Genomic DNA, 5,406 nt, shown 5'->3' on the forward strand with positions numbered 1-5,406 from the left:
GACCGTCGAGTCCACCGAATCCGTCAAGAGCACCCTGATCGCGCAGCTGCGCACCGTGCTCGACCTGACGCACACCGAGATCCAGGTCGCCGAGACCCGGGTGTCGCAGGCGGAGTTCTACGCCGCGGTGCGCCGCACCGGCGCGCACCACGCGCACGCCTTCGCCGCGCTGACCCGCATCGTGCGGTCGTCGGGTGCGGCCGACACCGAGATCGTGCTGCCCGACGAGGCGACGCCGCACCGCGGTGTCGCGCTGCACCCGGTCATGCTCGACGCGGCCCTGCAGGGTCTGGCCGCCGCGATGAGCGACTCGACCCTCGCCGAATCCACCGACCTCACCTATCTGCCGGTCGGCTTCGGATCGATCCGGGTGTACGGGGAGATCGGCCGGCGGGCCAAGTGCCGTGCCGAACTGGTCGGCGTGGTCGAGGACAGCGGCGACGCCATGGGCCGGGTCACCCTCACCGACGACACCGGCACCGTGCTGGCCCAGGTCGACGACGTGCACCTCAAGCGCATCCAGCGGCGCACCGTGGCGTAGAACTCCGACGGCGAGACCGGGGTGCCGTCGGAGGCGGGCACCACCTTGGCCGGGGCGGGCCCGTCCGGGGCGGGACGGACGGTGCCGGCCGCGTGCCGGGTCCAGCTGCCCGCATCGGAGCGGGAGTGGATCTCGACGCGCAGCGTGCCGTCCTCGAGCGTGCTCAGCTGGGTGGTCAGTTTGGTGTGCTCGTCGAGCGGCAGCATCTGCTCGACCTCGACGGCCACCTCGACACCCGTGGCGGGCAGGCCGAGCGCTTCCCGCCCGGCGGCCAGCGCGATCTCGGCGAAACCGGCGCCCGGCATCACCGCCAGGCCGTGCACGATGTGGTCGGCCAGCCATGGGTGAGCCTGCAGGCCCACATCGGACTGCCACACGTGACCGGTGCCCGACGGCAGTTCCACGTGCAGCCCCAGCAGCGGGTGCGCACCTGAGAAGCCTTGTGCCGCAGCACGGTCCGCCATCCAGTACGGCGAGTGTTGCCACGCGGTGGGCGGCACGTCCACGAGCCGGCCGGTCGCGTCCTCGGGCTCCTTCGCCGCGGGCGGACGCACCGCGGACAGCTGCGCGTGGAATGCCAGCGTCTCGGGCTGGTCCCGGTTCACCGTCGCGCCGACGTGATACCTGCGGCTGGTGGACTGCGCCGCGAGCGTGTCGCTGATCGCGTGGGTCAGCAGCGGGTGCGGGCTGATCTCGAGGAAATTGCTGTTCTCGGCGCCGGCCTCGTGCACCGCCTGGGAGAACCGCACCGGGTTGCGCAGGTTGGCCGCCCAGTAGTCGGCCGAGTACATCGGCGCGTTCCCGGCGTAGGCGACCGTGGACACCAGCGGGATCTTCGGGGCCGCGGGCGTCAGGTAGGCCAGCGCCTCCCGCAGCTCGGGCAGCACCGGGTCGATCGTGGGATGGTGCGAGGCGACGTCCACCTCGACGCGGCGGGCCAGCTTGCCCTGCGCGTCGACCGCGGCGACGAGCTCGTCGACCTGGTCGGGCGGACCGGCGATCACCGTCTGCTTCGGCGACGCGTACACCGCGATGGTCACGTCGGGTTTGTCGGCGATCAACTTCTCGGTGGCCTGCGGGTCGAGCTCGAGCAGTGCCATCGCGCCCTGCCCGGACAGCCGCTTCATCAGCCGGGTCCTGGTGGCGATCACGTCGAAACCCTCGGCCGGGGTTAGCACCCCGGCGACCACCGCGGCGGTGGCCTCGCCCATCGAGTGGCCGATCACCGCGTCGGGTTCGACGCCGTAGGACCGCCACAGCTCGGTCAGCGCCAGCTGCATGCCGACCAGCACCGGCTGGATGCGGTCGATGCCGACCACCGGCTCGCCGGCCTCCAGCGTCTGGCGCAGCGAGAAGCCGACCTTGTCGACGAACGCGGGTTCCAGTTCGTCGACGGCCGCGGCGAACGCGGGCTCCTCGGCGAGCAGCGTCTTGCCCATGCCGGCCCACTGCGCGCCCTGCCCGGAGTACAGGAACACCGTTCCCGATCCGACCTTGCCGTCACGGGCGCCCGCGACACCCGGCGCGGTGCGGCCGTCGGCCAGCGCGCGCAGACCGGTGACCGCCTCGGCGTGGGTGCGGGCGCACACCGTGGCGATGGTCTGGTAGCGGCTGCGATGGTGGTTGACGGTGTAGGCGACGTCGGCCAGCGGCACGGTCGCGCCGGCACCGTCGAGCCAGTCGGCCAGCGACCTGGCCGACGCGGCCAGCCGCGCGGGTGTCTTGCCCGAGACCACGAGGGTGACGACACCGGAAGCGGTGGCGGGAGCGGGCACCGGCTCGGGGCCCTGCTCCAGCACGATGTGGGCGTTGGTGCCGCCCATGCCGAACGACGACACCGCGGCGCGGCGCGGATGCTCGCTCTCGGGCCACTCCCCCGCCGCCGTCGGCACGAACAGCCGGGTCGGCTTCGGGTCGATCTGCGGGTTCCACTTCTCGAAGTTCAGGTTCGGCGCGATCTTGCCGTGCTGCAGGGTCAGCACGGTCTTGATGAAGCCGGCGACGCCGGCCGCGGCCTCCAGGTGACCCATGTTGGTCTTGACCGCGCCGAGCGCGCACGGCACCTCGCCCTTGCCGTACACGGCGGCCAGCGCGTCGAACTCGATCGGGTCACCCAGACCCGTTCCGGTGCCGTGGGTTTCGATGTAGTTCACCGATGCCGCGGCGACGTCGGCCGAGCGCAGCGCCCGGGTGATCACGTCGTGCTGCGACGGCGCGTTCGGTGCGGTCAGGCCGTTGGAGCGGCCGTCCTGGTTGACCGCCGAACCGCGCACGACACCGACCACTCGGTCGCCGTCGCGCACCGCGTCGGTCAGGCGCTTGAGCACCACGACACCGGCGCCTTCGCCGCGAACGAAGCCGTCGGCGCGCGAGTCGAACGCGTGGCACTTGCCGTGCGGCGACAGCATTCCCCACTTGGCAAGGGCCAGCTGGGTTTCCGGGCGCAGGTTCAGGCTCACGCCGCCGGCCAGCGCGAGATCGCTCTCGCGCATCCGCAGGCTCTGGCAGGCCAGGTGGATCGACACCAGCGACGACGAGCACGCCGTGTCGACGGCGACGGCCGGGCCCTTCAGCCCGAGCAGGTAGGCGATCCGGCCGACCGTGACGCTGTGGGCGTTCCCGGTCGCCGAGTACGCGTCGATGGTGTCGGGGTTGCCCGCCGAGGAGTTCTGGTACTCGGTGTAGTAGACGCCCATCATCACCGCGGTGCGCGTCTCACCCAGGGTGTCCGGCGCCATGCCGGCGTTTTCCAATGCCTCCCAGGCCACTTCGAGCAGCACGCGCTGCTGCGGGTCCATCGCGGCGGCCTCACGCGGGGTGATCCCGAAGAAGTCGGCGTCGAAACCGGTGACGTCGTCGAGGTAGGCGCCCCACTTGGTGGGCATGCGGCCCGGCGCCATCGGATCCGGGTCGTAGAACGCGTCGCCGTCCCAGCGGTCCTTGGGCACCTCGGTGACCGCGTCGACACCGTTCTCCAGCAGCTCCCAGTAGCTGTCGGGGCCGGTCACACCGCCGGGCAACCGGCAGCCGATGCCGACCACCGCGATGGGCTCGGCGCCGGCGACCCGGGAGGCCTTCTCGAACTGCTCGGCCAGCTTGCCGCGCTGCTCGGCGGACATGGCCGAGATCCGGTCGAAGGTGGTCTTCATCAGATGGATCCCTCACTGCCGGCGTTCGCCGACTCGACGGACGAGAACAACTCGTCGAGCACGCTGAACGAGTCGTCTTCGGAGTCTTCGGTTACTTCGGGTTCTGGTTCGTCCACCGCGGTCTGTTGCGGCGCGAGCAGGTCGGCGACGAAATCCGACATCTGCGAGATCGACGGGTGGTTCCACAGCATCGTGGCCGACAGGTCGACACGCACCAGCGCCTTGGCGTCGCGCAGCAGGTTCATCGCCATCATCGAGTCCAGGCCGAGCTCCGGGAACGGCATGTCGGCATCGACGGCGTCCTCGGGCATTCCCAGCTCGCGCGCCAGGATGGTGCGCAACCGGGTGCGCAGTTCGGCGACGGTCTGCTGCCGGTTCATCGCCGACCAGTCGACGACATCCGTCGCCGCCGTGGCGGTCTGCTCGGCGACCGGGGCGGGCGCGGACTCCACCGGGGCGTACGTGAGGCCCCGCATGTCGACCCACACCGAGCCGTCGGCGCCCTTGACCACGACGTCGACCACCAGTGCGTCGCCGTCACCGGCACGCCGGTAGGCCTCGACGACAGCGGTGCTGCCCGCCGAGGACGCCACCGCGAGCGTCTCGGCTCCCGCGGGCAGGAGCAGTCGGGCGTTGTCGGCGTCGGCCAGCCGGGCGACGTGCACCGCCGCGTCGACGAGCGCCGCCGCGGGGGACTCGGTCGTCTCGGGCAGTGCGAGGTCGGCGCGTGCCCCGGCGACGGTGGCCGTGCAGTTCGAGACCGTCCATTCGAACGGCTGTCCCTCCACACCCAGCGAGCCCTGCATCTCGGCGATCGACGCGCTGCCGAACACCCGTCCACCGGCGCTCTGGTCGCCGCTGAGCTCGCCAACAGGTGCGGCGGCCAGTTCGGCGCTCGCATGCCGGGTCCAGCGCTGTTCCGGGCTGTCGGGCCCGGCGCTCGACCACACGGTCAGCGACGTCCCGTCGGCCACCACGTGGACGACCTTCGGCTGATCGGCGACGATCGGGTACTCGAACCGCACATCGCCGACGGCGACACCGTCCAGCTGCGCCGCGGCCACCGAAAGTGTCTGCAGCAGCACCGAAACCGGCACCACCTCGACACCGCGGACGCGGTGCGCCGTGGGGTAGGAGCGTTCGCCGGGCAGCAGTCTGGCGCGCCACACCCGGTCGTGGGACGTGCCGTCGACCGGCTCGCCGAGCACGGTGCCCCAGGAGGGGGCCGTCACCGCGCTCAGATCGGCGTCCTGCCCGGGCCCGGAGACCAGGTGGTCGAGCACCTTCACCGAGGCACGCATCCGGTAGGCGTCGGCCAGCCGCACCCAGTCCGCGCCGGCCACCACGGTCTGCACCGCGGCGTCCGGGCTGAGCACCGCGGGCAGCATCTTGATCGCGACCTCGTTGGGCATCGGCTCCAGCCCGGCCGCCTTCATCTGCGGCTGGGCGTCCGACCAGGATTTCCAGAGGCCCCAGTCGATCACCGTCGCGGCGAGCCCGAGCGCGCGGCGGGCGTGGGCGAACGCGTCGGCGAACGCGTTGGCGGCCGTGTAGTGGGCCACCGCGCGCGAACCGAGCAGGCCGGTGATGGACGAGAACAGCACGAAGCGGCGCACCGGGGTGCGCAGCGTGAGTTTGTGCAGCACCGTCGCCGCGTCGACCTTCGCCTTGAACATCGGGGTCAGGTCGTCGTCGGTCATGTCGGCCAGCAGCGCC

The 5,406-nt window shown here is 71.8% G+C and carries 2 protein-coding genes and 1 pseudogene; 1 reads left to right on the forward strand and 2 read right to left on the reverse strand.

All coding sequences use genetic code 11. The annotated features are described in order from the left end of the window. Positions 1–127 precede the first annotated feature (127 nt). Positions 128–541, forward strand: a complete 414-nt coding sequence (locus tag ASJ79_RS17770; RefSeq protein WP_369803702.1) for a polyketide synthase dehydratase domain-containing protein — start codon at positions 128–130, stop codon at positions 539–541. Here ASJ79_RS17770 and ASJ79_RS17775 read toward each other — a convergent pair. Further along, a pseudogene (locus ASJ79_RS17775) lies at positions 523–3,690 on the reverse strand (type I polyketide synthase); the annotation flags it as partial. The gene ASJ79_RS17770 and the pseudogene ASJ79_RS17775 overlap by 19 nt on opposite strands. Further along, a partial coding sequence (locus ASJ79_RS17780; RefSeq protein WP_156448507.1) for a KR domain-containing protein occupies positions 3,690–5,406 on the reverse strand: 1,717 nt, incomplete at its 5' end. The gene ASJ79_RS17780 and the pseudogene ASJ79_RS17775, both read right to left, overlap by 1 nt.

The sequence above is a fragment of the Mycobacterium sp. NAZ190054 genome (genome assembly GCF_001545925.1).
Classification (GTDB): domain Bacteria; phylum Actinomycetota; class Actinomycetes; order Mycobacteriales; family Mycobacteriaceae; genus Mycobacterium.